This is a genomic window from Streptomyces sp. NPDC027185, from assembly GCF_055567035.1.
The window spans coordinates 1-24,177 of sequence record NZ_JBVHRF010000001.1; the positions used below are offsets into that span (position 1 = coordinate 1).

General features: G+C 71.9%; 23 protein-coding genes. 9 read left to right on the forward strand and 14 right to left on the reverse strand.

All coding sequences use genetic code 11. From position 1 onward, the window contains the following. Positions 1-511: 511 nt before the first annotated feature. Positions 512-1,162 carry a DNA-3-methyladenine glycosylase gene (locus ACZ4M8_RS00005; RefSeq protein ID WP_467601758.1) on the reverse strand — a complete coding sequence of 217 codons (651 nt, stop codon included), beginning with the start codon at positions 1,160-1,162 and terminating at the stop codon, positions 512-514. A 165-nt stretch (positions 1,163-1,327) separates the two neighbouring features. Between ACZ4M8_RS00005 and ACZ4M8_RS00010 the strand changes: the two genes are divergently transcribed. The 3 genes from ACZ4M8_RS00010 to ACZ4M8_RS00020 all read left to right on the forward strand — a co-directional run bounded on the left by ACZ4M8_RS00010 (position 1,328) and on the right by ACZ4M8_RS00020 (position 3,648). Further along, positions 1,328-2,110 carry a sporulation protein gene (locus ACZ4M8_RS00010; RefSeq protein WP_467601761.1) on the forward strand — a complete coding sequence of 261 codons (783 nt, stop codon included), beginning with the start codon at positions 1,328-1,330 and terminating at the stop codon, positions 2,108-2,110. A gap of 41 nt (positions 2,111-2,151) precedes the next feature. After that, positions 2,152-2,691, forward strand: coding sequence for a YbhB/YbcL family Raf kinase inhibitor-like protein (locus tag ACZ4M8_RS00015; RefSeq protein ID WP_467601764.1), 540 nt, complete (start codon positions 2,152-2,154; stop codon positions 2,689-2,691). Between the two features lie 453 nt (positions 2,692-3,144). Further along, a complete protein-coding gene (locus ACZ4M8_RS00020) occupies positions 3,145-3,648 on the forward strand; it encodes an HNH endonuclease (protein WP_399092949.1) in 504 nt (167 codons plus the stop codon). Positions 3,649-3,696: 48 nt separating this feature from the next. Here the strand turns inward: ACZ4M8_RS00020 and ACZ4M8_RS00025 are convergent, their stop codons facing one another. The 4 genes from ACZ4M8_RS00025 to ACZ4M8_RS00040 all read right to left on the reverse strand — a co-directional run bounded on the left by ACZ4M8_RS00025 (position 3,697) and on the right by ACZ4M8_RS00040 (position 6,908). Next, positions 3,697-4,461, reverse strand: a complete 765-nt coding sequence (locus ACZ4M8_RS00025) for a sulfite exporter TauE/SafE family protein (protein ID WP_467603403.1) — start codon at positions 4,459-4,461, stop codon at positions 3,697-3,699. A gap of 103 nt (positions 4,462-4,564) precedes the next feature. Further along, positions 4,565-5,503 carry an SPFH domain-containing protein gene (locus tag ACZ4M8_RS00030; RefSeq protein WP_399092943.1) on the reverse strand — a complete coding sequence of 313 codons (939 nt, stop codon included), beginning with the start codon at positions 5,501-5,503 and terminating at the stop codon, positions 4,565-4,567. Positions 5,504-5,624: 121 nt separating this feature from the next. Next, positions 5,625-6,035, reverse strand: coding sequence for an NfeD family protein (locus ACZ4M8_RS00035; protein WP_467603404.1), 411 nt, complete (start codon positions 6,033-6,035; stop codon positions 5,625-5,627). A gap of 60 nt (positions 6,036-6,095) precedes the next feature. After that, a complete protein-coding gene (locus ACZ4M8_RS00040) occupies positions 6,096-6,908 on the reverse strand; it encodes an ABC transporter ATP-binding protein (RefSeq protein ID WP_399092940.1) in 813 nt (270 codons plus the stop codon). 89 nt (positions 6,909-6,997) lie between these two features. Between ACZ4M8_RS00040 and ACZ4M8_RS00045 the strand changes: the two genes are divergently transcribed. Then, on the forward strand, positions 6,998-7,810 hold the full coding sequence (locus ACZ4M8_RS00045) for a hypothetical protein (RefSeq protein WP_467601769.1): 813 nt from the start codon (positions 6,998-7,000) through the stop codon (positions 7,808-7,810). Between the two features lie 352 nt (positions 7,811-8,162). On the opposite strand, the gene ACZ4M8_RS00050 is transcribed toward ACZ4M8_RS00045, so the two are convergent. After that, a complete protein-coding gene (locus ACZ4M8_RS00050; protein ID WP_467603405.1) occupies positions 8,163-8,792 on the reverse strand; it encodes a response regulator in 630 nt (209 codons plus the stop codon). A gap of 130 nt (positions 8,793-8,922) precedes the next feature. Continuing rightward, entirely contained in the window at positions 8,923-10,068 is a 1,146-nt protein-coding gene (locus tag ACZ4M8_RS00055) for a GAF domain-containing sensor histidine kinase (RefSeq protein ID WP_467601772.1), read from the reverse strand. Between the two features lie 376 nt (positions 10,069-10,444). Here ACZ4M8_RS00055 and ACZ4M8_RS00060 point away from each other — a divergent pair, with 376 nt between their 5' ends. Next, entirely contained in the window at positions 10,445-11,146 is a 702-nt protein-coding gene (locus tag ACZ4M8_RS00060; protein WP_467601775.1) for a nitroreductase family protein, read from the forward strand. Positions 11,147-11,471: 325 nt separating this feature from the next. Then, the gene (locus ACZ4M8_RS00065) at positions 11,472-12,206 is read left to right on the forward strand and encodes a transglycosylase SLT domain-containing protein (protein ID WP_467601778.1); all 735 of its coding nucleotides are present in this window, start codon (positions 11,472-11,474) and stop codon (positions 12,204-12,206) included. Between the two features lie 84 nt (positions 12,207-12,290). Here ACZ4M8_RS00065 and ACZ4M8_RS00070 read toward each other — a convergent pair whose 3' ends face one another. Then, entirely contained in the window at positions 12,291-14,843 is a 2,553-nt protein-coding gene (locus ACZ4M8_RS00070; protein ID WP_467601781.1) for an ABC transporter ATP-binding protein/permease, read from the reverse strand. Positions 14,844-15,265: 422 nt separating this feature from the next. Here ACZ4M8_RS00070 and serB point away from each other — a divergent pair, with 422 nt between their 5' ends. Continuing rightward, positions 15,266-16,507, forward strand: coding sequence for a phosphoserine phosphatase SerB (serB, locus tag ACZ4M8_RS00075; protein ID WP_467601784.1), 1,242 nt, complete (start codon positions 15,266-15,268; stop codon positions 16,505-16,507). A 321-nt stretch (positions 16,508-16,828) separates the two neighbouring features. Here serB and ACZ4M8_RS00080 read toward each other — a convergent pair whose 3' ends face one another. The 3 genes from ACZ4M8_RS00080 to ACZ4M8_RS00090 all read right to left on the reverse strand — a co-directional run bounded on the left by ACZ4M8_RS00080 (position 16,829) and on the right by ACZ4M8_RS00090 (position 19,451). After that, the gene (locus ACZ4M8_RS00080; protein WP_467601787.1) at positions 16,829-17,347 is read right to left on the reverse strand and encodes a SixA phosphatase family protein; all 519 of its coding nucleotides are present in this window, start codon (positions 17,345-17,347) and stop codon (positions 16,829-16,831) included. A gap of 669 nt (positions 17,348-18,016) precedes the next feature. Then, positions 18,017-18,133 carry an SGM_5486 family transporter-associated protein gene (locus tag ACZ4M8_RS00085; protein WP_467601790.1) on the reverse strand — a complete coding sequence of 39 codons (117 nt, stop codon included), beginning with the start codon at positions 18,131-18,133 and terminating at the stop codon, positions 18,017-18,019. 16 nt (positions 18,134-18,149) lie between these two features. After that, on the reverse strand, positions 18,150-19,451 hold the full coding sequence (locus ACZ4M8_RS00090; protein WP_467601793.1) for a CynX/NimT family MFS transporter: 1,302 nt from the start codon (positions 19,449-19,451) through the stop codon (positions 18,150-18,152). A 129-nt stretch (positions 19,452-19,580) separates the two neighbouring features. On the opposite strand from ACZ4M8_RS00090, the gene ACZ4M8_RS00095 reads away from it, so the two are divergent. Continuing rightward, positions 19,581-20,264 (forward strand): FadR/GntR family transcriptional regulator, encoded by a 684-nt coding sequence (locus ACZ4M8_RS00095; protein WP_467601796.1) that lies wholly within the window; start codon positions 19,581-19,583, stop codon positions 20,262-20,264. A 128-nt stretch (positions 20,265-20,392) separates the two neighbouring features. Here the strand turns inward: ACZ4M8_RS00095 and fabI are convergent, their stop codons facing one another. Both fabI and fabG read right to left on the reverse strand, forming a co-directional pair. Further along, positions 20,393-21,163, reverse strand: a complete 771-nt coding sequence (gene fabI, locus ACZ4M8_RS00100) for an enoyl-ACP reductase FabI (protein ID WP_467601799.1) — start codon at positions 21,161-21,163, stop codon at positions 20,393-20,395. Between the two features lie 5 nt (positions 21,164-21,168). Then, entirely contained in the window at positions 21,169-21,873 is a 705-nt protein-coding gene (gene fabG, locus ACZ4M8_RS00105) for a 3-oxoacyl-[acyl-carrier-protein] reductase (protein WP_467601801.1), read from the reverse strand. A gap of 402 nt (positions 21,874-22,275) precedes the next feature. On the opposite strand from fabG, the gene tyrS reads away from it, so the two are divergent. Continuing rightward, positions 22,276-23,673, forward strand: a complete 1,398-nt coding sequence (gene tyrS / locus ACZ4M8_RS00110; RefSeq protein ID WP_467601803.1) for a tyrosine--tRNA ligase — start codon at positions 22,276-22,278, stop codon at positions 23,671-23,673. Positions 23,674-23,754: 81 nt separating this feature from the next. Here tyrS and ACZ4M8_RS00115 read toward each other — a convergent pair whose 3' ends face one another. Beyond that, entirely contained in the window at positions 23,755-24,033 is a 279-nt protein-coding gene (locus ACZ4M8_RS00115; protein WP_467601806.1) for a GlsB/YeaQ/YmgE family stress response membrane protein, read from the reverse strand. Between the last annotated feature and the right edge of the window lie 144 nt (positions 24,034-24,177).

A 24,177-nucleotide genomic window follows, 5' to 3' on the forward strand; every position in this document is an offset into this window, starting at 1 on the left:
GTGCCTGTTTCACCAGGCTCTCCGGGCGCTTCCCTTCGGTCTTGCGTTTCCGACTCTATCAGATCCTTTCGGTCCTGATTTTCGCCGGTGCGGTCCGGCCTTTCGGCTTTCCGCGTTTCCCACGTTACCAGATCCGCTGGGCGTTTCCGGTCCCCGGTGGGAGGCGGGGTGGCCTTCGGCTTTCGCTTTCCGGCCTTTCCGACTCTAGCAGATCCGATTCTCGCCGTTTCCGGCCCGAATTCGTTTCCGATTACCCGTCGGAGGGTTTGCTTCGGCCTGCGCACTTTCGTTTGCGGGCCTTGGCGGGTCACTACTTTAGCGGAATTCCCGGACGGCTCATAATCGAGCGACGCGGTCGAATTTCGGCAACGCCAAAATGACCCCGTTTGGGGAATCGTGCTTGGGTAGTGGTGGTGCCGCTGACCGGCTGCGCAGATAGCGCTGCCCTTGTCCAGCGGCTCGGGCCACGTTAGACGTTCGAGGTGGCTGCGTCAAGGAGCTGAGGTGCGGGTCACGTGGCCCTGGCGGTGCGGCGGCGCGGCACGTGCGGTCGGTAGCGGCTGACCGTCGGCTCGTCGTCGATCCAGTAGCGCCACGGATGGGCCGCGCCCTCGCCGCCCACTCCCGTGCGGGGACCGCTCCGTACGCGCTCCGGGGCCGGCGGACTGCCGTGCAGGACGGTGAGGGGGGCGCCGGGGCCGGTACAGAGGTCGGTGCCGTCGAGGGTGCGGTCGATGTCGAGGGCGGTGGCGAGGCGGGCCGGGCCCTGGGCCAGTTCGTGGGGGCGGCGGGCCTTGGGGCGGCGGGCGTGGGCCAGCTCCGTACCCGTGAGGATCTCGCCGGCGCGGAGCAGGACTCCGCTCGCGTGGTGCTCGGGACCGCAGACGAAGTTCAGGCTGAACCACATGCCGTAGATGAAGTAGACGTACGCGTGGCCGGGCGGGCCGAACATCGAGGCGTTGCGCGCGGTGCGGCCGCGGTAGGCGTGCGAGCCGGGGTCGCGGTCGCCGTCGTATGCCTCCACCTCGGTGAGGCGCAGTTCGATCGGGCCGTCCGGGGTGGTGCGCACGAGGGTGCGGCCGAGGAGGTCGGGGGCGACCTCCAGGACGGGACGGTCGAAGAAGGCGTGGGTGAGCGGCATACGTTCCGGTACGTCGGTCATGTGCGCCGAGAGTAGTGCAGGGAAGAGGGGGGCGGCGTGGCGTGGGCGGGCGCCCTTGGGAGGCTAGGGCGGGGGAACCGGCGGCCGCCGGTTTCCGTTGACAGCGGCGAGCCGTGATCGCGGCTGCCGGAACGAGGTCAGGCGTCGGGCCTGGGGAGGACGGACATGGGGTTCAAGAAGCTGCTGGCGAGCTTGGGGGCCGGAGGCGCGTCGGTGGAGACGGTTCTCTTCGAGGAGAACGTCGTGCCCGGTGGCGTCGTCCAGGGCGAGGTGCAGATCCAGGGCGGATCGGTGGCCCAGGACATCCAGGGGCTGTCGGTCGGGCTGCAGGCGCGCGTCGAGGTGGAGAGCGGCGAGGAGGAGGTCAAGCGGAACATCGAGTTCACGTCGGTGCAGCTCGGCGGGGCGTTCCAGGTGCAGGCCGGTGCGGCGCACACCGTGCCGTTCGGGCTGGAGATTCCCTGGGAGACGCCGATCACCACGTTCCTCGGGCAGCATCTGCGCGGGATGAGCGTCGGGGTGACGACCGAGCTGGCCATCGCGCGGGCGGTGGACTCCGGGGACCTCGACCCGGTGAACGTGCACCCGCTTCCGGCGCAGCAGGCGATCCTGGACGCGTTCGGGCAGCTCGGTTTCCGCTTCAAGGCGGCCGATCTGGAGCAGGGGCACATCCGGGGGACGCGGCAGCGGCTGCCGTTCTACCAGGAGATCGAGTTCTCCGCGCCGCAGCAGTACCGCGGGCTCAACGAGGTCGAGCTGTCGTTCGTCGCCGACGACCGGGAGATGGACGTGGTGCTGGAGATGGACAAGAAGGGCGGGCTGATCAGCGACGGGTCGGACACGTACCGGTCGTTCACGGTGGGGCTGCACGACTACCAGCAGACCGATTGGGCGGGGTATCTCCACCACTGGCTGGCCGAGGTCGGCGGGAAGCGGAACTGGCTCTAACCTGGCCGGACAGTGTCAGCAAGCGACCAGGAGGTGTCGAGGTGTCCGAGCTGAAGCGGCGGCCGCTCCCGCACGATTTCCACCCGCCGGTACCGGAGTTCACGGTGCTGAGCGACGAGGTGGCACCGGGCGGGACGCTGGGTTCCGCGCAGGTGTACGCCGAGGGCAACCGTTCGCCGCAGCTGCGGTGGGAGGGCGCGCCCGCGGGGACGAAGAGTTACGCCGTCACCTGCTTCGATCCGGACGCGCCGACCGGCAGCGGGTTCTGGCACTGGTCGGTGTTCGACATCCCGGCGTCGGTGACGGAGCTGCCGGCGGGTGCCGGGTCCGGTGAGATGAAGGGTCTGCCCGAGGGCGCGGTCCACGTCCGTAACGACTACGGGACGCGGGACTTCGGCGGCGCGGCGCCGCCTCCGGGGGACGGCCCGCACCGGTACGTCTTCACGGTGTACGCCGTCGACCAGGAGAAGCTCGGTCCCGACGGCGACGCGTCGCCCGCGGTGGTCGGTTTCAACCTGCGGTTCCACACGCTCGGACGGGCCCAGTTGGTGGCCGAGTTCGAGGTGCCCGCGGAGGGCTGAGGCCCGTAATTGCGTTGCGCCCCGGTGTTCCTCGCACGCAGGGTGGTTCCGGTCGGCGGCTCGTTCGAGTCGCCGGGCAGCCGGTACCGCCGCGGCGGGAGCGCCGGGGCGCAGGTGTGTCGCCCCCCGTTCGCCGGAGGCCGGGCGCGTGGTGCGTCCGGTCGCCTCGCCGGCCGTACGCTCCGGATCCGAGAGGTACACGGGGGTGGGATCCGGGGCGCACCCCCCTGTCCGTGGAGTGCGCTTCTCCGGGCCGCGCCCGGTCTCCCGTACGGACTTGTCGCCCGTGGTGTTCCGGGCCCTCTTCGCGCGTGCGTGCGGCGCCTTTCCTTCGTTCGCCGATTACCCGTCATTTCCCTTGTGGCATGGGGAAATTGCGTTGTGGCGGGAAATGCTTCCCCTGCACAGTGGAGCCACTTCGCCGCGGGGGCGAACGGCCGGGAGGTGGGCGGGATGCGGGAGACGTTGGTGCTCAACGCGAGCTTCGAACCGCTGTCGACGGTGACGTCGCATCGGGCCGTGGTGCTGGTGATGCAGGAGAAGGCCGTCGTCGAGCACGCCCACCCGGGATTGCGGATGCGGGCCGCCTCGGTGGAGGTGCCGGTGCCTCAGGTGATCCGGCTCAGCCGGTACGTACGGGTGCCGTTCCGAAGATGGGCTCCGTGGTCGCGGCGGGGCGTGCTGGTGCGGGATCAGTACCGGTGTGCGTACTGCGGGCGGCGGGCGACGACCGTCGATCACGTCGTGCCGCGGTCGCACGGCGGTGAGGACACCTGGCTGAATACGGTCGCCTCGTGCGCGGAGGACAACCACCGGAAGGCGGACCGTACGCCGGAGCAGGCCGGGATGCGGCTGCTGCGGCGGCCGTTCGAGCCGACGCCCGCGGAGGCGATGCTGTCGGCGCTCGGGGTGTCCGTGCGCGAGGAGTTGCCGGGCTGGGCGTCGCCTGCGGCATGAGCGCAGGTCCGGGTGGCCGTCGTCCGGCCTCTCCGCGGGGCGGCTGTCTCAGCGGACGAGCTGGACGATGGCCACCACGCCGACGACGACGATGACGGCCCGCAGGACGACGGGCGGCAGCCGGCGGCCGAGGAGCGCGCCGATCCGGCCGCCGAGGGCGGAGCCGGCGGCGAGCAGCGCGACGGCCGTCCAGTCGAAGTGGGCGACGAAGAGGAAGAGTACGGCGGCGACGGCGTTGACGAGCAGGGTGAGGACGTTCTTGAGGGCGTTGAGCCGCTGCAGGTCCTCGTCGAGTGCCAGGCCCGTCATCGAGAGGTAGAGGACGCCCTGGGCGGCGCCGAAGTAGCCGCCGTAGGCGCTGGCGAGGGTCAGTCCGGCGAGGAGGACGGGGCCGCCGTCGCGGCGGGGTGTGGTGCCGTTGCGGGCGCGGCGGGCGCGGAGCGCCGCGGCGAGGCGGGGCTGGACGACGACGAGGACGAGCGCGATGCCGATGAGGACGGGCACGATCGCGTCGAAGGCGTCGGACGGCAGCGCGAGGAGCAAGGCCGCGCCGGTGGCGCCGCCGAGGAGGGCCGCGGTGCCGAAGCGGAGGATGCGGGAGCGCTGGCCGGTCAGTTCGCGGCGGTAGCCGAAGGCGCCGCTGAGCGAACCGGGCACGAGGCCCAGGGAGTTGGAGACGTTCGCGGTGATCGGCGGCAGCCCGACGGCCAGCAGCACCGGGAAGGTGATGAGGGTGCCGGAGCCGACGACGGTGTTGATGGTTCCGGCGCCGAGGCCCGCGGCGAGGACGGCGAGTGCTTCCCAGGTGGTCACGCGGTCCCCCCGTATCGGTGCGGTGCGGCTGTGGTCGATCATGCAGCAGGGGGTGTCTTCCCGGTCCGTGCGACCGGGGAGACACCCCCTGAGTGCGGGTGCGTCAGTCGATGGGCGGTGCCTGGCGGGGCGTCGGGGACTTGACGAGCGGGTCGCTCTTGCCGCCGCCGGGGGTGAAGTTGCCGAGGGCGCCGCCGAGGCCCTTGAGGGCGTCGCCGATCTCGCTGGGCACGATCCAGAGCTTGTTGGCGTCGCCTTCGGCGATCTTCGGGAGCATCTGGAGGTACTGGTACGACAGCAGCTTCTGGTCCGGGTCGCCGGCGTGGATGGACTCGAAGACCGTACGGATCGCCTGGGCCTCACCCTCGGCGCGGAGCGCGGCGGCCTTGGCCTCACCCTCGGCGCGGAGGATGGAGGACTGCTTCTCGCCCTCGGCGGTGAGGATCTGGGACTGGCGGACACCTTCGGCCTGGAGGATGGAGGCGCGCTTGTCACGGTCGGCGCGCATCTGCTTCTCCATCGAGTCCTGGATGGAGGTCGGCGGCTCGATGGCCTTCAGCTCGACGCGGTTGACGCGGATGCCCCACTTGCCGGTGGCCTCGTCGAGGACGCCGCGGAGGGCCGCGTTGATCTCCTCACGGGAGGTGAGCGTGCGCTCCAGGTCCATGCCGCCGATGATGTTGCGGAGGGTGGTGACCGTCAGCTGCTCGATCGCCTGGATGTAGCTGGCGACTTCGTAGGTCGCGGCGCGGGCGTCGGTGACCTGGTAGTAGATGACGGTGTCGATGTTGACGACGAGGTTGTCCTGGGTGATCACCGGCTGCGGCGGGAACGGCACGACCTGTTCGCGGAGGTCGATGCGGTTGCGGATCGTGTCGATGAACGGGACGACGATGTTGAGGCCCGCGTTGAGGGTGCGGGTGTAGCGGCCGAAGCGCTCGACGATGGCGGCGCTCGCCTGGGGAATGACCTGGATCGTCTTGATGAGTGCGATGAACACGAGCACCACCAGGATGATCAGGACGATGATGATCGGTGCCACTGCAGCTCCCGTGCCCTTCGTCTGGTCCTCCGGCCGTGGCCGGCTTGGGTGTTGATCGAGTCTTTCAGACTCGTGGTGGGTCGTCAGCGCGTTCCGGTCAGATGACCACAACGTTTTCCGGTCAGAGCACCACGGCGGTGGCGCCTTCGATCTCCACGACGTCGACCTGCGTTCCGGGTTCGTAGGCGCGGTCGCCGTCAAGGGCGCGGGCCGACCAGATCTCGCCGCCGAGCTTGATGCGGCCGCCCGCGCCGTCGACGCGCTCCAGGACGGTGGCGCTCCTGCCCTTGAGCGCGTCGATGCCGGAGGCGAAGCCGGGCCGCTGGGTCCGGTGGCGGTTGGCGAGGGGGCGGACCACAGCGACGAGTGCGACGGAGACCGCGGCGAAGACGAGGAACTGTATGACGGTGCCGCCACCGAGCGCTGCGGTGACGGCACTTGCGACGGCGCCGACCGCGAACATCCCGAACTCGGGCATCGCGGTCACGACGAGCGGAATTCCCAGTCCCACGGCGGCGATCAGCCACCACACCCATGCGTCCACCGCTTCATGGTAGGGCGGGGGCGCTCCGCGGGAACAGGGCGTAAAGCGTCAGGAAAGGGGCAGTCCCTGGGCGGTCCAGCGGTCGCTGCCGTTCCGCTCGACGATGAGCGGGAGGCCGAAGCAGCGGGAGAGGTTGGCCGAGGTCAGTTCGAGTTCGAGGGGGCCGGCGGCGAGCACCTTGCCCTGACGGATCATCAGGACGTGGGTGAAGCCGGGCGCGATCTCCTCGACGTGATGGGTGACCATCACCATCGAGGGGGCGTACGGGTCGCGGGCGAGGCGGCCCAGGCGGCGGACGAGGTCCTCGCGGCCACCGAGGTCGAGTCCGGCGGCGGGCTCGTCGAGGAGGAGCAGCTCGGGGTCGGTCATCATGGCGCGCGCGATGAGGGTCCGCTTGCGCTCGCCCTCGGAGAGGGTGCCGAACTTCCGGTCGAGGTACTCGGTCATGCCGAGGCGGTCGAGGAAGGCGCGGGCGCGCTGCTCGTCGATGTCCTCGTAGTTCTCCTGCCAGTGGGCGGTCATGCCGTAGGCGGCGGTGAGAACGGTCTGCAGGACGGTCTGGCTGCGGGGGAGCTTGTCGGCGAGGGCGATTCCGGCGATGCCGATGCGGGGGCGGAGGTCGAAGACGTCGACCTTGCCGAGGCGCTCGCCGAGGATGGTGGCGCTGCCCTTGGTGGGGAAGAGGTAGCTGGAGGCGAGGTTGAGCAGGGTGGTCTTGCCGGCGCCGTTGGGGCCGAGGATGACCCAGCGCTCACCCTCCTTCACCGACCAGGAGACCTGGTCCACCAGAGCCCGCCCTTCGCGGACCACGGATACGTCCACCAGCTCCAGCACATCGCTCATGAGTGCCCTGTCTCCCATTGCTTCTCGGTCGTCACGGCGCCTGTGGGCGCCTCCCCCCTGCAAACCTACGCCACTCGTTGTCAGTGCCGTTCCCTAGGCTGGGGACCATGCTCGATGAACCTCGTTCGGGACGGCTGGCGGCATGGGGAAATGCCCTTTTGGCCGGACTTGTCTCGCTTGATGACGCCGCGGAGCGGATCGCGGACGACGACGCCGTGCACCGGGTGCGCGGTCTGCCGGGTGAGTCCGCGCCGGTGGGGCTGACGCTGGCGCTCGGCCGCCTGCGGGCCATGGGTGCGGTGGGGCTGCGGGTCGCACTGCCCGCGCCGGGGCATCCGCTGGGGCTGAGCGGTCCGCCGGAGTTCAACGCCCGCGCGCTGGACGCCGGTGAGGCGGTGCTGGCGACGGGCGCCGGGGTGGGGCTGGTGCCCGGGATACACCGGGCCGGGCCGGAGGGCGGCGCCGGGCTGGATGTGCACGTCGAGGTGGTGTGGGAATGCCTGCCGGTACGGGAGGCGCCGCCCGCCGACGTGCCGTCGCTGGGCGAGGCGGAGCGGGAGCTGGCGGAGGCGCTGCGGGAGGCGACCGAGGCGCTGACCCGGCTGGACGTGGCCGGTTCCGGGCCGGTGGCGCAGGCGGCGCTGGAGGCGTACCGGGCGCGGTCCGAGGCCGGGCGGCAGGTGCTGGCACCCGGGTATCCGCCGCGTGCGGTACGGGTGCTGGAGCTGGCGCAGCGGGTCGGGGCGCTGATCGCCATCGCCCGGAGCGCGGGCGGGGACGGCCGGGAGCACGGCGGCGCGGTCAGTTCGTCGGAGATCGCGGCCCGTGCGCAGGCGCTGCGCCCGGTGGAGCGTACGGCCCGGCGGGCGCAGGTCGCGGCGTACAACGCGGCGGTGGAGGAGCGGGAGCGGCGGGGGTGAGGCCGTGGTGCCCCGGGGCGTGGCACGGCCCGCGCCCCGGAGCTGTTCGGTACGGCGGAGCGGGCTCGTAGCGGATCGGGCTGCGTACGGGCCGGGGCCTGCCGTGGATCGGGGTGGCACCCGGGCCCGGCACGACCGGACGTCGGTGCGGACCGGGCCCGGACACCGGTGCGCGCCGGGCTCCGGTGGCGGGGCCGGGCCCCGGTGGCGGGGCCGGGCTCCGGCGGGCAGGTAGGGCGGAGCCGGGCTCCGGCGGGCAGGGCCGGGCCGGGCTCTCAGGTGGCGGGGCCGGGCTCCGGCGGGCAAATAGGGCGGGGCCGGGCCCCGGTGGCGGGGCCCGGCTCCGGGGCGTTCAGGCGCCGATGCCGTGGCGGACGGCCCAGAGGGCGGCCTGGGTGCGGTCGGCGAGGTCCAGCTTCATGAGGATGTTGGAGACGTGGGTCTTGACGGTCTTCTCGGAGAGGACGAGTGCGCGGGCGATCTCGCGGTTGGAGCGTCCGTCGGCGATCAGGCCCAGCACCTCGCTCTCCCGCTCGGTGAGTGTGGTGCCGCGGCCCTGGCCGCCCGTGCCCTCGTCCTGGGTGAGGAGGGCACCGGCCACCTCCGGCTGCAGCAGGACGTGCCCGGCGTGGACGGAGCGGATGGCGCCGGCCAGCGCCTCCGGGTCGATGTCCTTGTAGACGTATCCGGCGGCCCCGGCGCGCAGGGCGGGGACGACGGTGCGCTGTTCGGTGAAGCTGGTGACGATCAACACCCGCGCGGGGTTGGCCAGTTCACGCAGGGTGCGCAGGGCCTCGATGCCGTCGGTGCCGGGCATCTTGACGTCCATCAGGACGACGTCGGGGCGCAGCCGTTCGGCGGCGGCGATGCCTTCCGTCCCGTCGGCCGCCTCACCCACGACCTCGATGTCGTCCTGGATCTCCAGGAACGTCCGCAGGCCGCGGCGGACGACCTGGTGGTCGTCGACGAGCAGCACCCGGATGGTCGCGGTGGCGCCTGTGGGCTCCGCGGGCTGCTCGTCGGCGCCGGAGGGGGCGGGGGCACCGCCCGGCGGGGCGTGCCGCCGGGCGCGGGCACCGCCCTGTCCGTCGTGGTTGCCGATTCCGGCGTGCTCAGCCACCGGGCACCTCCATCTCCACAGCGGTGCCCTTGCCGGGCTCCGATGTCACGGTGAGTACGCCGCCGACGCCGTTGGCGCGGTCGCGCATGGACACCAGGCCCAGGTGGCGGCCGGCCGTGCGGACCGCGCCGGGGTCGAATCCGCAGCCGTCGTCGGCGACCTTGAGGAGCGCGCCCTGGCCGTGCCGGGCGAGGGTGACCTCGACGCGTTCGGCGCCGCTGTGCCGCAGCGCGTTGTGCAGCGCCTCCTGGGCGACGCGGAGCAGCGCCTCCTCCTGGGAGGAGGGCAGGGCGCGGACGCAGTGTGCGTCGAACGTGACCTGGGCGGTGTGCGCGCGGTCCAGGACCTGGGCCTGGGAGCGGAGGGTGGCGACGAGTCCGTCCTCGTCGAGGGCGGCGGGCCGCAGTTCGACGACGGCGGCGCGCAGTTCGTCGGCGGCTTCGGCGGCGAGGGCTGCGACCTGGTGCAGTTCGTCCTTGGCGCGGCTCGGGTCGCGGTCGACGAGCGCGGTGGCCGCCTGGGCGGTGAGCCGGAGCGAGAAGAGTTTCTGGGCGACGGCGTCGTGCAGTTCGTGGGCGAGGCGGGCGCGTTCCCCGGCGATGGTCAGCTCGCGGCTGCGTTCGTAGAGGCGGGCGTTGGTGAGGGCGATGGCGGCGTGCTGGGCGAGTATGCCCAGCAGGCGTTCGTCCTCGGCGGTGAAGCCGCAGCTCCCGGCCGGTTTGGGGCAGCGTTTGTTGGCGAGGAAGAGGGCGCCGAGGATCTCGTCGCCGTCGGCGACGGGCAGGCCGAGGAAGTCGGACATGTCGGGGTGGGCGGCGGGCCAGCCGCCGAAGCGGGGGTCCTCGCGGACGTCCGCGAGGCGCTCGGGGGTGGCGTGGTGCAGCATCGCGGCGAGGATGCCGTGCTGGCGCGGCAGCGGGCCGATGGCCTTCCACTGCTCCTCGCTGACGCCGTCCACCACGAACTGCGCGAAGCCGCCGTGGTCGTCGGGCACGCCGAGGGCGGCGTATTCGGCGTCGAGCAGTTCCCGGGCCGAGGCGACGATCGTCTTGAGGACGTCCCGCACCTCCAGGTGCCGGCTCATCGCGAGGATCGCGCTGCTCACCGCGGGGATTCCGGCTCCCGGTCCGTTGGTCATGGCTTCACGGTACCGGCGCCCGGCGGGGGAGGTATCGGTCCACCGCCGCGTAGGTCCTCGGCCTGCGGACCTACGCCCGGAGGACCGGCCGGGGCGTAGGTCCGGGTACGGCTGCCGCGGCGCGCTAGGCATGTCCCGTACGGGATACGGTCGCGCGCCGGCGGAGGACGGCGCGGACTCACGCGCCCCCTCTTCACATAAGGGACATGCCACTCATTTTTCGCACTCACCCTGAATGCCCCTGAGTCCCCTATATAGGGGCACTGTGTTTCTCCTTCGGGGACCCGTGCCTGCTCCGACCACGCGGATCGCGCCGAAGTCCGCGGATTCGGCGGTCCGCGCCCCTGAGGGCCGCGCCCGGTTCCAGACTCGGCGCATGACACAACCGACGAGGACCTGGACCCCGACCCACGGCGACCCCTACCGGACCGTTCCGTACCGGCCCGCGCGCATACCGGCGGCGGAGTCGCTCGCCCGCGCGGCTCAGCTGCGGGAGCGGATGGACGGCCGGCGGACCGTGCGGCAGTTCTCCACCGATCCGGTGCCCGAGCAGGTCGTACGGGACGCCATCGCCTGTGCGGCCACCGCACCGTCCGGGGCGCATCAGCAGCCGTGGACGTTCGTGCTGGTCAAGGACGGCGAGGTGCGGCGACGCATCCGGGCGGCGGCGGAAGAGGAGGAGCGCGTCTCGTACGACGGGCGGCTGGGCGAGGAGTGGCTGGCCGCGCTGCGCCCGCTGGGGACGGACGCGGTCAAGCCGCACCTGACCGACGCGCCGCAGCTGATCGTGGTGTTCCAGCAGCGGTACTGGCTGGGCGAGGACGGCAGCAAGCGCAAGCACTACTACGTCGACGAGTCGGTGGGCATCGCGGTCGGGATGCTGCTGTCCGCGCTGCATCTGTCGGGGCTGGCGGCGCTGGTGCACACGCCCAGCCCGATGCGGTTCCTCCAGGAGGTTCTGGGGCGGCCGGCCAACGAGAAGGCGTTCGCGGTGATCCCCGTCGGATACCCGGCGGAGGACTGTGAGGTACCGGATCTGGTCCGGAAGTCCCTTGACCAGGTGCTGGTCGAGGTCTGAGCCACAGCCACCCCCGCACATACTGTGCAGTTGCGATCACACCCGGCGAGGTAAACGTCCGCCGGGTGTGACGCCGCGCATAGGGCACAGGTCACCTACGACGCTCTTTAGTCGCCCCTCAAACCCGTATGAGCTGGGGCTCTCGCCTGCGGGACGCAAGATCGGGCACCCGGGTTCCACTACCCGGGGTCGTACGTCACCTCGTTGCTCGGCGAATTTACGGCCGCTAAGAATGGCTCCCGTCGCTCGGCGCCGCGGTCCCCACCCGGCGTTCTCCGCCACCACGGCTCCCTGCGACGTCCCCCATCGGAAGGTCTACTTCGCCATGTCCAAGCACGCCCTTTTCGGCCTTGACCGCCTGACGCGGACCCACAAGCTCTCCGCCGCCGGCATCGCCGCGGCCGGGGCCGCCGCCCTCGCCTTCACCGTCGTACCGGGCGCGGACGCCGGTCAGACCACCGCTCGGAGCACGGCCGCGAACGTGCAGCCGGTCGCCTTCAGCACCACCGTCGGCAGCGCGGCACAGACCCAGCAGGCCACCATCGCCAAGCAGGCCGACGCCTCCGCGAAGGCCGGCAAGGCCGAGGCCGCCGCCGAGGCGAAGGCCGCCGCGAAGGCCAAGGCCGAGGCCGCCGCCAAGGCGAAGGCCGCGAAGGAGCGCGCCGCCGAGCGGACCGCCAGCCGGTCCACCGACCGCGCCGCGCTGCCCACCGCCGCGAAGACGCCGGTCAAGACCTACGCGAACAACCTCGACGGCTGGATCCGCCAGTCCCTCGACATCATGAACAGCAAGGGCATCCCCGGCTCGTACGACGGCATCTACCGCAACATCATCCGGGAGTCCGCGGGCAACCCGATGGCCATCAACAACTGGGACATCAACGCCGTCAACGGCGTGCCCTCCAAGGGCCTGCTCCAGGTGATCGCCCCGACCTTCCAGGCGTACCACGTCGACGGCACCTCCTGGGACATCTACGACCCGGTCGCCAACATCACCGCCGCCTGCAACTACGCGGCCGACAAGTACGGCTCGATGGACAACGTCAACTCGGCCTACTGAGCCGGACCGCGTCCGCACCGCCGAGGGGCGGCACCCGCGATCGGGTGCCGCCCCTCGGCGGTGGTGCGCCACGGGCGCGCCGGGTCACTTGCGCATGACCTCCGGCTCGTGGCGGCGCAGCAGGCGCGCCACGACGAAGGCGAGGGCGACGCCGAGCGTGATCAGAATGATCATGTCCATCACGTAGACGCCGGGCTGGTGCTGCCACAGCGGATCGGGGTTGGCGGGCGTCCCCTTGATCGGGTTGGCCGGCTCCCACGGCAGCAGACGGTTCATGTCGGCGGTCGCGCCCATCGCGGCGACGGCCCAGCGCGACGGCATCAGCCAGGAGAACTGCGCGACGCCGAGCGTGTCGAACAGCTGGAAGAGCACGCCGGTGAAGACGACCTGGACGATGGCGAACATGACCAGCAGCGGCATGGTCTTCTCGGCGGTCTTGACCAGCGCGGAGATGATCAGGCCGAACATCATCGAGGTGAAACCGAGCGCGATGATCGCCAGCGTCATCTCGACGCCCGGCGCGTTGCGGAAGAGCACGCCCTCGTCGGGCATCGTCCGGGTGGAGAAACCGATCACCGAGATGATCACGCCCTGGAAGGCGGTGGCCACGCCCAGGACGATCACCTTGGACATCAGATACGCCGACCGCGACAGGCCGGTGGCCCGTTCGCGCTCGTAGATGACCCGCTCCTTGATCAGCTCACGTACGGAGTTGGCGGCGCCGGAGAAGCACATACCGACCGCGAGGATCAGCATGATCGTGGAGGCGTCGCGGTTCGCGCCGTGCCGGTTGGCCGGTCCGTACCCGAAGCCGTAGTCGCTGGGGATCAGCATCGAGACGATGCCGAGGACGGCGGGCAGCGCCAGCATCAGGACGAGGAAACCGCGGTCGGAGGCGAGCACCGAGACGTAGCGGCGCATCAGCGTCCACAGCTGCGAGCCCCAGCTCTGCGACTGCTGCGCGCGGGCGGGCGGCGCCTGGATCTGCACCGACTGCGGAGCGACCGCGTCGATGTCCGCCGCGTACATCTGGTAGTGCGGGGAGCCGCGCCAGCGGCCCATCCAGTCGTAGTCGCGGTAGTTCTCGAACGCCGAGAAGACGTCGGCCCAGGTGTCGTACTGGAAGAAGTTCAGCGCCTCCTCGGGCGGGCCGAAGTAGGCGACGCCGCCGCCCGGCGCCATGACCAGCAGCTTGTCGCAGATGCCCAGCTCGGCGACGGAGTGCGTGACGACCAGGACGGTCCGCCCGTCGTCGGCGAGACCGCGCAGCAGCTGCATGACGTCGCGGTCCATGCCCGGGTCGAGGCCGGAGGTCGGCTCGTCGAGGAAGATCAGCGACGGCTTGGTCAGCAGCTCCAGGGCGACCGAGACGCGCTTGCGCTGACCACCGGAGAGCGAGGTGACCTTCTTGTCCCGGTGCACATGGAGCTTCAGCTCGTGCAGCACCTCGTCGATCCGCGCCTCCCGCTCGGCCTCCGCGGTGTCGCCGGGGAAGCGGAGCTTGGCGGCGTAGCGCAGCGCCTTCTGGACGGTCAGCTCCTTGTGGAGGATGTCGTCCTGCGGGACCAGACCGATGCGCTGCCGCAGCTCGGCGAACTGCTTGTAGAGGTTCCGGTTGTCGTAGAGGACATCGCCCTCGTTGGCGGGGCGGTAGCCGGTGAGCGCCTTGAGCAGCGTCGACTTGCCGGAGCCGGACGGGCCGATGACGGCGATCAGCGACTTCTCCGGGACGCCGAACGACACGTCCTTGAGGATCTGCTTGCCGCCGTCGACCGTGACCGTCAGGTGGCGCGCCGAGAAGGAGACGTCGCCGGTGTCGACGAACTCCTCCAGCCGGTCGCCGACCAGGCGGAACGTGGAGTGGCCGACGCCGATGATGTCGTTCGGGCCGATGAGGGCGGAGCCGGACTTGGGGACCGGCTGACCGTTGACGTAGGTGCCGTTGTGGCTGCCGAGGTCGCGGATCTCGAAACGGCCGTCGGGAGTGGCGTGGAACTCCGCGTGGTGGCGGGAGACCTGGAGGTCGGAGACGACCAGCTCGTTCTCCAGCGCACGGCCGATGCGCATCACCCGGTCCATTTCCAGCCGGTGGAACGTGGTGGGGCTGCGGTCGCCCTGCGGCTGCCGGGAACCCCCGCCCGCCTGCGGGGACGGCTGCCGGGCCGGCGGCGGCTGCTGCTGGGCCTGCTGCGGGACGTAGGGCTGCTGCGCGGCCGGCGGCTGGTGGCCCTGCGGGACGGGCGGCTGCTGCTGCGCGGGCGGCTGCTGCCAGCCCTGGGCTGCGGCCTGCTGCGGTGCGGCGGGCGCGCTGTAGGCACCGGCGGCCGGTGCGGCGGCGCCCGACAGCACGAGCCGCGGACCATCGGTGGCGTTGCCCAGGTGCACGGCCGATCCGGCGCCGATCTCCGTCCGCTGGATCCGCTGCCCCTGGACGTACGTGCCGTTGGTGCTGCCCTGGTCTTCGATCACCCAGCTGTGTCCGGCCCACCGCACGACGGCGTGACGCCAGGAGACCCTGGCGTCGTCGAGCACCATGTCGCCCTGCGGATCACGGCCCACGCTGTAGGACCGGGACGGATCGAGCGTCCAGGTCCTACCGTTCAATTCCAGTACGAGTTCAGGCACTCCACGCCCCATTACATAGTCCCCCGAGTGACGCCCTGTATGGGAATCCAGGGTTGGCGAACATCGTGGGGAACTATTTCAGGCTCGGCCCGCCTACCGGAAACCGGGACGCGGGCCCGGCGCACCCCGCGTACGGCACGCCCGTGCGAAGGCCCGGACGGCACCCGTCAAACCACACCGGAGCGGCGAAACCGTGCACCGCGAGCCGCTCCGGACCGGTCCGTTCCAGCCGTCGGGAGGGCCGGAACGGACCGGTGGACAGGCGCGGACACGAGTCCATAACGATCAGGGACGGGGCTTTCCCGGGCGGCCCCGGGCGCGCGCGGCGCGCCGGTACCGCAGCTCCGGGACCGTGCCCGGGGCGCCCTGTGCGGCGGTCCGAACGACGGACAGATGTACGGGCTCACGCGGCGGGCGGTTACCGTAAAGGCACCATGAGCGCATCGCAGACCCCGCCTGCCACCGCCGTACCGGGCGATGACGTACCGACCCTTCTCGTGAAGATCTTCGGGAAGGACCGGCCCGGCATCACCGCCGGTCTCTTCGACACCCTCGCCGCCTACTCCGTCGATGTCGTGGACATCGAGCAGGTCGTGACCCGTGGCCGCATAGTGCTGTGCGCGCTGGTCACCGTGCCCGCCTCCGGGGCCGACGGTGCCTCCGAGGGCGGCCTGCGGGCCACCGTCCACAGCTGGGCCGAGTCGCTGAGCCTCCAGGCGGAGATCATCTCCGGCCGCGGCGACAACCGGCCACGCGGCACCGGACGGTCCCACATCACCGTGCTGGGCCACCCGCTGACCGCCGAGTGCACCGCCGCGATCACCGCCGCCATAACGTCCTGCGGGGGCAACATCGACCGGATCTTCCGGCTCGCCAAGTACCCGGTGACGGCCGTGGAATTCGCGGTCTCCGGCGCCGCCACGGACGCGCTGCGCTCCGTCCTGGCACCGGAGGCGGCGCTCCTCGGCGTCGATGTCGCCGTGGTGTCGGCGGGGCTCCAGCGCCGGGCACAGCGGCTGGTCGTCATGGACGTCGACTCGACGCTGATCCAGGACGAGGTCATCGAACTGTTCGCGGCGCACGCCGGGTGCGAGGCGGAGGTCGCCGAGGTCACCGCGCAGGCGATGCGCGGCGAGCTGGACTTCGAGCAGTCGCTGCACGCCCGGGTCGCCCTGCTGGCCGGCCTCGACGCCTCCGTCGTGGAGAAGGTCCGCAAGGAGGTACGGCTCACCCCGGGCGCCCGCACCCTCGTCCGCACCCTCAAGCGGCTCGGCTACCAGGTCGGCGTCGTCTCCGGCGGATTCACGCAGGTCACCGACGCGCTCCAGGAGGAGCTGGGGCTCGACTTCGCCGCCGCCAACACCCTGGAGGTCGCGGACGGCAAGTTCACCGGCAAGGTCACCGGCGACATCGTCGACCGCGCCGGAAAGGCACGGCTGCTGCGCAGCTTCGCGCACCAGGCCGGCGTACCGCTGGCCCAGACCGTCGCCATCGGCGACGGCGCCAACGACCTGGACATGCTCAACACCGCGGGCCTCGGCGTCGCCTTCAACGCCAAACCGGTCGTCCGCGAAGCCGCCCACACCGCGGTGAACGTCCCCTTCCTCGACACCGTCCTCTACCTGCTCGGCATCACGCGCGAAGAGGTCGAGGCGGCGGAGACACATCTGGGGTGAGGGCGGGGCGGTGGGGCTGGGCTTCGGAGCCTCTTGGGGGCCCTCCCCCTCCCCCACCCTCCCCTCCCCAAGCGGTCAGCCCGTCGGCCCCGCGGTTCGCGTACGAACCGACCGGTACGGACCGGCCCCTCCCTGGGCCCCTTCCTCCCCGGGCCGACTCCCGCGCAGCCCGCTTCTCCCCGCGGGCCGGTTCCCGCACTGCCGGCCCGGCCTCCCGCCCCGCTCATCCGGGAAGACGGGCCTTACCCGCACGGGCTCTGCCCCCGGCTCTCCGCCTCGGGGCAGGGCCCGTTCCGCCTTGTGTGCGGGGGCGTGCGGTCCTTACTCGTGGGGCGGCCAGTACGCGGTGAGGCGTCCCACGCCGTGCTCGACGGACTTCCATGAACCGTTGAACTCGATGACGGCCATCGCCGAGGTCGGGAATCCGCCGCGGTTCATGCGCGCCAGCAGATCTCCTTCCGCCTCGCCGGCCAGCGCGTCGGCGAGTGCGTGCACGCCCGGGTTGTGGCCGACGACGAGCAGGTCGGTGACTTCGTCGGAGGTTTCGTTGAGCACCGCGATGAGTTCGCCGAGCGACGCCTCGTAGAGCCGGTCGTCGTAAACGGTCTTGGGGCGCTGGGGCAGCTCGCCGACGAAGAGCTTCCATGTCTCGCGGGTGCGGGCGGCGCTTGAGCAGAGGGTGAGGTCGGGGGTGATCCCGGCTCCGGCCAGCCGTCGTCCGGCTGCGGGGGCGTCCATACGACCGCGCTCGGCGAGCGGGCGCTCATGGTCGCTCCCTTCTGTCCATTCGGCCTTGGCGTGTCGGAGGAGGACGATCCGGCGAGGTGTATCGGCGCTCATGCGTCCCAGCTTCGCATGAAAGACGGCGCGAGGCGCGGGGTGTTGGGAGGCTCCCTCCAGGGGTGACGGTGGTCCGCGGCGGTCAGGCGGAGAGGGGGCGGGCCGCTCTCTCCCGGAGGGGCGTCACCGCGGCGGGTGCCGGTGCGGCGGAGGCCGCCGGCAGGGCGGGCAGGACCGCGAAGGCGGCGACGGGGAGCGCCGGCGCCCATCACGGGAGATGTTGCCCTGCGGCCCGGGTGCGGGGCAAGGGCCGGGTGGCGTCGCGCGAGGGCACGGGGCCGGTGGTGTGGCGGGGTGCGGCGGGCATGGGTCGCCTCCGTACGGATCGGAGCGCGCCTCGGGTGGGTGGCGCGCGACCGCGGGGTGCGGTGTTCTTCGACGGTACGAGGGGCGGGTGAGCGTTCCTATCCGGGAAGACCCCCAGTGATCCCGTAGGGGATCTGTTCGCCCTTGGCCCGGGGCGAACGCGGGCGGGCGCCGTCCGGCCGGTGCCGTCAGGGGGCGGCATCGGGAACGGTCCCGGAAGCCGCACGTCACGCCACCCGCCGGAGTCTTTCCGTCACGCCGTGCCGTCGACCGGACTCCCGCCGCCGGCCGCTGGGGCCGCGCCTCCCGGCACCGCCGGGCCGGCCGTCCCGGGCGTCCGCGCACGGACGCCGGTCCGGTGTGTCAGTTGGCGGCGATGCTCGCGATGACGGCGATGACGGCGGTGACGGCGAGCATCACGCCGAGGACGGTGAGCAGCTTCTTCTGGCCGCCCTGGGGATTGGGTTCGAGTACAGGCATGGGGTCAGTGTCGCACTCAGGTCTCGTCCTCGACGCGGCGGTCCCGGCCGGCGAGCACGCCCACCGCGATCTGCGGCACCATCAGGCCCGCCATCAGCGCGATCGGGGTGCCCCAGCCGCCGCTGTGCTGGTAGAGGGCGCCGACGAGGAGGGGGCCGGGGATCGAGATGAGGTACCCGACGCACTGCGTGAAGGCGGAGAGCTTGACGACGCCGGCGGCGCTGGTGGCGCGCATCCCGATCATGGTGAGGGCGAGCGGGAAGGCGCAGTTGGAGATGCCCATGAGGAGGGCCCAGAGCCAGGCGCCGGAGGCGGGGGCGAACCAGAGCCCGGCGTAGCCGGCGAGGCCGCAGAGGCCGAGGGAGGCGGCGAGCGGGCCCTGGTGGCGCATGCGGGAGGCCATGCGCGGCAGGACGAACGACAGCGGCACGCTGATCGCCATGGTGACGGCGAGCAGGACGCCCGCGGTGCCCGCGGAGACCCCGGCATCGCGGAAGATCTGCGGCATCCAGCCCATGGTGATGTAGGCGGCGGTGGCCTGGAGGCCGAAGAAGACCGCCAGTGACCAGGCGGTCGGTGAGGTGGCGATGCGGATCGGGCGTTCCGCGGCGCGGCCGGCGGCGCCGGGTGCGGCGGTGGTGCCGCGGCGGCGCTGGACCAGGGCCCAGGGGATCACGGCGGCGACGGCGAGGACGGCCCAGAGGGCGAGGCCGGGGCGCCAGCCGCCGACCGCGGCGGTCAGCGGAACCGTCGTGGCGGCGGCGAGGGAGGTGCCGAGCGCGAGCGCCATGGAGTAGACGCCGGTCATCGCCCCGACGCGGTCGGGGAACCAGCTTTTGATGACGACGGGCAGGAGGACGTTGCTGACCGCGATCCCGGCGAGGGCGAGGGCGCTGGCGGTGAGGAAGCCGGCGGTGTTGCCGGTGAAGGGGCGTACGGCGACGCCGACGGCGATGGCGGCCATACCGGCGCAGACGACGGCGGCGGGGCCGAGGCGCCGGGCGAGCCGGGGTGCGGCGATGCCGAACGCGGCGAAGCAGAGGGCGGGGACGGAGGTGAGGAGTCCGGCGACGGTGCCGCTCATGCCGAGTCCGGCGCGTACCTCTTCCATGAGGGCGCCGAGGCTGGTGATGGCGGGGCGGAGGTTGAGCGCGGCGAGGACGAGTCCGGCGACGAGGACGCCGCCGAGCCAGCGGGGCGTGGCCGGGGCGCTGGTCACGGAGCGTCCGTCGTCGGCCGTGCTGCCGGTGGTGGGTGCGGTGGTGCCGGGGGCCGGCCGGTCGGCGGCGTGGAGTGTCGCCAGATCGTCTTCTGCCATGGCCTCATCATAGAATCATAGGATGATTGCCTGTCCAGTCGGTGACGCCCACGCCGCTCCGCCCCGCGCCCTCCCGGGCCCGCCCCCTGCGACGCCGTCCGCCGCCGCCCCCTCCCCCGGAGCGCAGCCATGCCCCTGACCTCCCCCCGCCGCTCCGCGCTGGCGGATCAGGTGATCGCGCAGCTGCGCGCCCAGATCACCTCCGGCGAATGGCCCGTCGGCGCGCGCATCCCCACCGAACCGGAACTGACCGAACAGCTCGGAGTGGCCCGCAACACCGTGCGGGAGGCCGTACGGGCGCTGGCGCACAACGGGCTGCTGGACATCCGGCAGGGCTCGGGCACCTACGTGGTGGCCACCAGTGAGCTGGCCGGGGTGATGAACCGCCGGTTCGCCGACGCCGACCCCGGGCACGTCGCCGAGGTGCGCAGCGCCCTGGAGGCGTCGGCGGCGCGGCTGGCCGCCCGCCACCGCACCGCACACGACCTGCGGCAGCTCGACACCCTTCTGGAGCGCCGGGAGCGTGCCTGGGAGTCGGGGGCGGCGGATGCGTTCGTCGAGGCGGACGCGACGCTGCACATGGCGGTGGTGGCCGCCTCGCACAACGACGTACTGGCGGAGATCTACGCCGACCTCGGAGGCGTCCTCCGTGACTTCCTGCGCGCCGACGTCGGGGAGGAACTGCGCCCGGAGGCCCACATGGACCACGCGCGGCTGGTGGCGGCGATCCGGGAGGGCGACGGTGAGCGGGCGGCGGCCGAGGCGACCCTGCTGCCGTTCGGCTGCCGGGCGGCGCTGCGCGGCCCCGGCTGACCCGCTCCCCCGCCGCCGTACGGCCCCCGAACGCGTCCTGCCCGCCCCGGCGGACCGGGACGGGCAGGAGAGCGGGCGGGACGGTAGTCAGGGACCGTCCGCGCACCGGGCGGTGCGGGCGGGGGCCGTCAGGCGCCCATCATGTGCACGCCGCCGTCGACGTGCACGATCTCGCCGGTGGTACGCGGGAAGAAGTCCGACAGCATGCCGACGACGCCGCGGCCGGCCGGCTCCGGGTCGGCGAGGTCCCAGCCGATCGGGGCCCGGTGGTTCCACACGTCCGCCAGGGACTCGAAACCGGGGATGGACTTGGCGGCCATCGACTTGATCGGACCGGCCGAGACGAGGTTGCAGCGGACGCCCTTGGGGCCGAGGTCGCGCGCCAGGTAGCGGTTGGTGCCCTCCAGCGCCGCCTTGGCCACGCCCATCCAGTCGTACTTCGGCCAGGCGATCTGCGCGTCGAAGGTCATACCGACGATGGCGCCGCCGCGCTCCATGAGCGGCAGGCAGGCCATGGCCAGCGCCTTGTAGGAGTACGCCGAGACCTGGACCGCGGTGCCGACGTCCTCCCAGCTCGCCTCCAGGAAGTTGAAGGCGCCCTGCGGGCCGAAGGCGATGGAGTGCACGATGCCGTCGAGACGGGCGTCCTCGCCCTGGTGCTCGCGGATCTTGTCGGCGAGACCGTCCAGGTGCTCCTGGTTGGTGACGTCCAGCTCGATGACCGGCGCCTCCTTGGGGAGCCGCTTGGCGATCCGCTCGACGAGGGAGAGCCGGCCGAAGCCGGTGAGGATGACCTCGGCGCCCTCGTTCTGAGCGGTCCTGGCCGCCTGGAACGCGATCGACGACTCGGTCAGCACTCCGGTGACCAGAATGCGCTTGCCTGCGAGGATTCCACTCATGCTGATCAGTGACCCATGCCCAATCCGCCGTCCACGGGAATGACGGCTCCGGTGATGTACGCGGCCTCGTCGGAGGCCAGGAAGCGGACCGAGGCGGCGATCTCCTCGGGCTGGGCGTAGCGCGCCAGCGGCACCTGCTTCACGATGCTCTCCCGCTGCTCGTCGGTGAGCGCACGGGTCATGTCGGTGTCGACGAACCCGGGGGCGACGACGTTGAAGGTGATGTTACGGCTGCCCAGCTCCCGGGCGAGCGAGCGGGCGAAGCCCACCAGACCCGCCTTGGAAGCCGCGTAGTTCGCCTGGCCCGCGCCGCCGAGCAGCCCGACCACGGACGAGATCAGCACGACGCGCCCCTTACGGGCCCGCAGCATGCCGCGGTTGGCGCGCTTGACCACGCGGAAGGCGCCGGTGAGGTTGGTGTCGAGGACGGAGGTGAAGTCCTCCTCGGACATCCGCATCAGCAGCTGGTCGCGGGTGACACCGGCGTTGGCCACCAGCACCTCGACCGGACCGTGCTTCTCCTCGATCTCCTTGTACGCCTGGTCCACCTGCTCGGCGTCGGTGATGTCGCATTTCACGGCGAGGAACCCCTCGGGGGGCTCGCCCGACCGGTAGGTGATGGCGACCTTGTCGCCGGCCTCGGCGAAGGCGCGGGCAATGGCGAGGCCGATGCCGCGGTTGCCTCCGGTGACCAGAACCGAGCGGCTCACGAGATCACCCTTTCGTTTCCTGATCCGTCCTGCGTTTGGAACGAAACTATCGGTCACCGGGCCCGTACGGAGAATCGAGGCCGCACAGGGGCGGCGCGCCCTGACTGTCGGGTCCCTACAGAAGCGGCTGTCCGCACCGTCCACAGCGACCGTGGCGCTGCCCGTCCGGCGCCCGGTACGGACCGTCGTGTGGTGGATCCCTCCAATCCGCGACCGGTATGCGCACGAGCGGCGGGACAGGTCGGCCGGGCGGGCCCCGGACGGCGGCGGGGGGCGGTCGCGGCCCCGGGCCCGTACGGGGAGCGCGGGCGGGCGGTCCGGGGAGGCGAGGGCGGTGGACACGCAGCGAATAGACTGTCGCCTCGTCCTCCCGTCCGGGAACCACAACCGATCAGGAACGCCATGACACGCCTCGGCGAATCCGTCGCCCGCGCCACGACCCTGCTCTCCGCCGATCTCTCCACGGACGCCACCGTCCAGGAGCTGCTCCGGGAGACGGGCGCGCGGCGCTATCTCGACCTGACGGACCTGCCGCCGAAGGAGCAGGCGGCGCTGATCGCGGGGCGCGCCGTCGAGGTGCTGCCGGGTGTGGAGAAGCTGGCGGAGCGGATCGAGGAGCGCCGCGCCGCGGGCGAGGGGCTCCACATCAAGCTGGGCATCGACCCGACGGCGACCGATGTGCACCTCGGGCACGCGGTGCCGCTGATCGTGCTGAGCCGGTTCCAGCGGCTGGGCCACTCCGTCACGCTGATCATCGGTGACTTCACCGCCAAGATCGGCGACCCGTCGGGCCGTACCGCCGAGCGTCCGCCGCTGACCGACGAGGACATCGCGGCCAACCTCGCCACCTACCGCGAGCAGGTCCGCCCGTTCTTCGATTTCGAGAAGGTCAGCTTCCGGCAGAACAGCGAGTGGCTGGCGCCGTACACCTTCCCGGAGCTGCTGTCGCTGCTCTCGCAGGTCCCGGCGTCGCAGCTGCTGCAGCGCGAGGACTTCCGCAACCGGCTGGCGGCGGGGTCCGGGCTGACGATGACGGAGCTGCTGTACCCGATCGCGCAGGGCCTGGACTCCGTGGCGCTCGCCTGCGACGTCGAGCTGGGCGGCTCCGATCAGCTGCTCAACCTCCAGATGGGCCGGAAGCTGATGGAGCTGCGCGGGCAGCAGCCGCAGCTGGTCGTGACGATGCCGCTGATCGAGGGCACCGACGGCACCGGCGCCAAGATGTCGAAGTCGAAGGGGAACTACGTCGGCCTCAGCGCCCCCGCCGACGACGTCTTCGGCAAGATCATGTCGGTGCCGGACCGGCTGATGGAGCCCTACCTCAAGGCATGGACGGAGTGGACCGACGACGAGATCGCCCTCGCCCTCAAGCGGGTCGAGGAACGGTCGCTGCACCCGATGGACCTGAAGAAGATCCTCGCGGGTGAGGTCGTGACCGCGCTGTACGGCCTGGAGGCGGCGATGGCCGCGCGGGCCGGGTTCACCGCGCAGTTCTCCAAGAAGTCGTTCACGGATGTCGGTTCGCTGCCGTCCGTCGACGTCACGGCGCACGGCGCGGAGAGCGTCGCGGCGGTGCTGACGAAGATCCTTCAGTTCACGCCGAGCGCCTCGGCGGCCCGGCGGCTGGCGAAGCAGAACGCGCTGAAGCTGGTCGTCGAGGGCGCCGACGGGCAGCAGACGGTGGTGATCGCCGAGGCGGACGCGGTGCGGCCGCTCGCCGAGGTGGTCGCCGAGGCGCCGTCCGGCGAGGGCGTGTACCTCAAGGCGGGCCGCAAGCTCGCCAAGGTCGAGGGCGTCTGACGCCCCTTTCCTCACGGCTCGTCCGGACGGCCGGTGCGCGGGTGCGCACCGGCCGTCCGGCGCGTTCGGGGCCCGCCCCGGTCAGGTGCGGCGGGCGCGGTTGCCGCGCAGGCCGACCCAGAGGCGGTCCCCGGCGGCGACGATGATGATCGCGCCGATCAGCTGGAGGAGGTGGCGGATCCAGTCGATGCCCCGGGTGTCGTTGACGCCGAGGCCGGTGGCGGCCCAGTTGCCCAGGACGCTGCCGATCAGACCGCACAGCACCGTCAACCAGAGCGGGATCTGCTGTTTGCCGGGGATGATGGCCTTGGCGATCAGCCCCAGGATCAGACCGACGATGAGGGCCCACAACCAATTCATGTCGCCTCCTGGTTCGGCGCGGGAGCGGACCGTGCCCCGCCAGTGTCACGCCGTACCCGCCCCGCCGCACGCGGAGCCGGAGCGCGCACGGGCCGGACCCCGGTGGCGGCCCCGGTCTCGTCCGCGGTACGGGGGCGGCGTACC